A 4,335-nucleotide genomic window follows, 5' to 3' on the forward strand; every position below is an offset into this window, starting at 1 on the left:
AACCTTTATCAGGGTGGTTGTACTGGTGTCCACGACGTCCACCACGATGGAGTGAATCTATGTGGTGGACGGCTTTTCTTGGGTCTGTCAGGCACGTCGTCTGTGTAACTTCCGGCGGGTGTCCTTTCTCGCTCGTCAAGCTCGAGTGCCCTCCGGTGAGTCTGTTGTCGTGGTCCTGGACGGTGACTTCGATCCCCATCCCGAGGCGTGTGCGTATCTGAAGTGGCTCCAGCACGGCGCGGGCCGGTCGCCGGGTACGGCCCGGACGTACGGGTCTCGAGTCGCTGCTTACCTGACGTGGGCCGAGACATCGTCGATCGACTGGCGCCGCCCAAGTCTGGATCAACTGGCCGATCTCGTCCGCTGGTTGCACCGTGGTGGGCGGAACGGAACGGACATCACCCCGCGGTCACCGGGCTATGTGAATCTCGGACTGACTGCGATCGGTGGATTCCTGCGATTCTGTGCCTTGCACGGCAAGGTGCCGACCGAGGTCGCGGACCGGCTTTCGGAGCCGCGCTTCCTGCGCGACCTCCCGCAGGGCTTCGACCCTGGCGAGTCCGGGAACCGGGTCGTGCGACGCTCCATGTTGCGGATGAAGGCCCCCATCAAGCCTCCGAAGTTCCTTGATACCGGTCAGCAGGAGGCGGTCGTGAAAGGCACGCGCAACATCCGGGACCGCTTCCTGGTCGAGTTGCTCTTCGGTACTGGCCTGCGCGTGGGAGAGGCATGCGGCCTGCACCGACAGGACATGCACTTCCTGCCCAGCTCGGTGCCGCTGGGCTGCCGGTTCACCGGCCCGCATGTGCACGTGGTGCGCAGGGACCGAAACAGCAATGGGGCACTGGCAAAGTCGCTGATCCCCCGGACGATCCCGGTCAGCCCACAACTGGCCAGACTGTATGCCGACTATCAGCAGGAACGGTGGGCAGTGCTGGCGGAGACCGAGGAGAGCGCGTTCGTCTTCGTCAACCTCTACCGGGCGCCGTTGGGGTTGCCTCTGCGGCCGGACACGGTCGAGGAGCTCTTCGAGCGGCTCTCCCGGGAGGCCGGGGTCAAGGTCACCCCGCACACCTGCCGGCACACCTTCGCCACCCGACTGGTGCGCGCGGGAGTGGACCGGGACGTGGTCCAGGCCCTGCTTGGACACGTCTCCCCGACGAGTACAGCGATCTATACCCACGCGGACTGGTCAGACTTGCGGGCGGCCGTCGACGCGGTCGGGCACAGCCGCCGGGAGGCAGGAGCGCGATGAGTACGCCCCCGCCCCAGCTCTTGCCGCCGGTTCCGCGGCGAGGCGTCGATCCGGTGACGTCCCTGCTCGATCCCGATTGGCGCCCCGGCGCCTGGGACGCCGAGCATCAGATCTTGCTGCTGGACCGGGACGACCCGTGGATCATCAGCTTCTGCTGCCGCGCCAATGGCTGCGACTACCAGCCCCGCAACCGGGGCACCCAGCTCTGCCAGGCGCATCAGCGGGCCTGGGAACAGGACGGAAGACCAGAGCTGAAGCCCTGGTCGCGCCAGGTGCGAGCGGAAGTGGAACGGCTTTGCCGGGTAGGCCGTGGCGTGAATCGCTGCCAGCGCCCGGCCGAGGCGGACGGACTGTGTCATAACCATGCCGAGCAGCTTCGGGTGGGACCGTGGACCCGCGAGCGACTTGAGCAGGAGGCTGACCCGCTGCCGGAACCGGCACCGTGTTCCATCGCGCACTGCCCCCGGCGGTCCCGAGGACATCGCTGGCGCGGCCTGGGCTTGTGCGGCCACCACGTCAACAGGGCCGCCTACTACTTCAAGTCCCGGCCCACCGCCGCGCTGGAATGGTGGACCGCTGCGGTTGCCCCGATGCGATCGGGCGCCCTGGCCTTCGCGGGATTGAGTGAACGGGCCCAGAACGAGGTGCTGTTCGGTCTCCAGCAGGCTCAGCGCCACGAACGCACTTTGGGTGTCGGCGGGGTGCGCGCAGTCATTGAATGGCTGCGGGATGGCGGCATCACGAGCTGCCTCGCTCCCGAGACCGAGAACCCGCCGCTGTCCAGCCCTGCGCGCGACTTCCTGCTCTGGACCCAGCGAAGATTGCGCTGGCACCTCACCTCTCCGGAGGAAGAGCGGCGCAAGGACGTGTGGGATTTGATGGTCTTCGACCATACCGACGCCGGACGCGCCCGCGGGCGGACGCTGGACTTCACCGGCATCCACCAGGACTGGCTGCGCGAGGCCGCCAAATCCTGGGCCTACGCGAAGCTGCCCACCACCGCCACCTACTGGCCGAAGAAGGTTCTCGCCGACGTGGTTCTGCTCTCGGACGCGATCGCGGCTGGCCCGACCGGTGGCCGCGCCCCTGCCGACGTCGGCCGCGACGACATCGAACGGTTCTTCCACCTGGTTCGCAACCGCCGGCAGCCCAACGGCAAGCCCTATTCCGGGACCACGCTGCAGGCCTGCGTCCACCACGTCCGGTCCTTCCTGCAGGACGCGGCGACGCTGGGTCTGCTCAATGACGTGCCTCCCGGCTTCGCCGTCCTCAAAGGCGAAGGCGTCAAAGTCGCCGTCACCGAACGCGATGTCGGCCGCCGCTCGATCCCCGAAGCGGTGATCACCGAACTGGACAACCACCTCCACCTCCTGGGCAGCCACCCCGTCCGCGGCCCTGCCGCCGACCTCGGCCCGCAGCTCCAGCGTCTGGCTTACGAACTCCTCCGGGACACCGGCCGCAGAGTCAGTGAGATCGCGGCCCTGCGACTCGACTGCCTCTGGCGGGACAACGACGGCAGCCCCTGGCTGATCTACGACAACGCCAAGTCCCGACGCCTGGAGCGTCGCATCCCCATCTTCGAAGCGCTGGCCACCAGCCTGGAGCAGACCGCCCAGCAGGTCGCAGCACTCTTCCCTGCCACCTCGGCAGCAGAGGTCGCGCTCTTCCCCGCCCAGGTGCAAAACCGACACGGGCGCCGCCACATGCCCGGCAGCACCATCCGCAAGTGGCTCCATATCTGGGTCGAGCAGATCCCCGGCCTCGCCGACCAGGTTTTCGACGACGACGGCGAACTGCGGGCCTTCCCCGAGCTACGGGTCCATCCGCACGCCTTCCGGCATGCATACGCGCAACGGCTGGCCGACTCCGGCGCCCCGCTCGATGTCACCCAAAAGCTCATGGACCACGGCTCTCCGACGACCACGCAGGGCTACTACGAGGTCTCCCGACCGCGTCTGCGCAAGGCGGTCCAGGCGGTCGAGCAGATCACCATCGGCCGTGACGGGCTCCGCCCATGCCCCGCCACCAGCTCAGACCCCGTGGTCACCACCGCTCTGCGGGCCATCGCCGTCCCTTACGGACTCTGCAAGGAGCCCAGCAACGTCAAGGCGGGTGGGCAGCAATGCCCGATCCGATACCAGTGCGCCGGCTGCGGCCACTTCGAGACCAACCCCTCCTACTTGCCCGAACTTCGCGCCAGGCTCGACGAGCTCCTCAAAGCCCGCGAGACCGGGCTGGCGATGGGCGCGGCCGAGTGGGCCCTGCCGCACCAGCAGGAGATCGACCGATACCGGGAGATGATCGCCGACATGGAGGAGCAACTGGCCCGCCTGTCTGATGACGAACGCCGGACCATCGACGACGCGGCCACGCTGCTGCGGCAGGCCCGCCGCAGCCAGCCCGTGTTCCTCGGTGCGACGATCGGCCGGGGGCCCGCATGAGCACCGACCTCGCGGCTGCCCGGCGTCGCCAAGCCCTGCAGCGGGCCCGCACCGAAGCCGCCGCCCGCAAGCGTCAAAGCGTCCTCGACACCCTCCAGCACCTCGCCGGCAACGGCACCCGCGTCACCTTCGAGATGGTCGCTCGGCACGCCGGCGTGTCCCGGCAGTTCCTCTACGGCGACACCGCCCTGCGGGCGGCCGTTGAAGAAGCCCGTCGATCAGCTCCCACAGTCCCGCGCCAGGACGCTCCCACCGGCGACGGGGACGCCTTGCGCACCGACCTCCTGCTGGCACGCGAGGAGATCAAACGCCTGCGGACCGAGAACGCCAAACTCAAGACCAAGCTGGTGGAACGGGCCGCCCGCGCACAACTTGAATCCGAAGACACCGCCGCACGCGAGCTGACCATCCGCAACGCGGAGCTCGTCCGTGAGGCCGCCGCCTTGCAGCGGCAGCTGGCCACGGCACAGGAGGACCTGGCCGCCTGTCGTGAGACCAACCGCGAGCTCATGGCCCAGCTCAACCGCCGACGCCCATGACGTGGATGACGTCCATGACGCCTCCAGATAGCCGGTGACCAGCCATAACTCAAATCGACATCCGGAAAATCAACCGCTCCATCAGCCAGGAGGCATGGGG

General features: G+C 68.0%; 3 protein-coding genes. All 3 read left to right on the forward strand.

The annotated features are described in order from the left end of the window. The first annotated feature begins 169 nt into the window (after nt 1–169). Genes ABZ904_RS50705 through ABZ904_RS50715 form a run of 3 tightly spaced genes read left to right on the forward strand, consistent with a single transcriptional unit; the run spans nt 170 to nt 4,235 of the window. Nucleotides 170–1,255, forward strand: a complete 1,086-nt coding sequence (locus tag ABZ904_RS50705) for a tyrosine-type recombinase/integrase (protein WP_361831074.1) — start codon at nt 170–172, stop codon at nt 1,253–1,255. Then, nucleotides 1,252–3,696 carry a tyrosine-type recombinase/integrase gene (locus ABZ904_RS50710; protein WP_361831077.1) on the forward strand — a complete coding sequence of 815 codons (2,445 nt, stop codon included), beginning with the start codon at nt 1,252–1,254 and terminating at the stop codon, nt 3,694–3,696. Before ABZ904_RS50705 ends, ABZ904_RS50710 begins: the two co-directional genes overlap by 4 nt. After that, a complete protein-coding gene (locus tag ABZ904_RS50715; protein ID WP_361831079.1) occupies nt 3,693–4,235 on the forward strand; it encodes a DUF6262 family protein in 543 nt (180 codons plus the stop codon). Before ABZ904_RS50710 ends, ABZ904_RS50715 begins: the two co-directional genes overlap by 4 nt. Nucleotides 4,236–4,335 lie beyond the last annotated feature (100 nt).

This window comes from Streptomyces sp. NPDC046900, from assembly GCF_040644975.1.
In the GTDB taxonomy this organism is placed as follows: Bacteria; Actinomycetota; Actinomycetes; order Streptomycetales; family Streptomycetaceae; genus Streptomyces.

Bases quoted from the DNA above. Each gene is read 5' to 3' on its own strand.
- ABZ904_RS50710 (WP_361831077.1), top strand. From the start codon at position 1,252: ATGAGTACGCCCCCGCCCCAGCTCTTGCCGCCGGTTCCGCGGCGAGGC.
- ABZ904_RS50715 (WP_361831079.1), top strand. From the start codon at position 3,693: ATGAGCACCGACCTCGCGGCTGCCCGGCGTCGCCAAGCCCTGCAGCGG.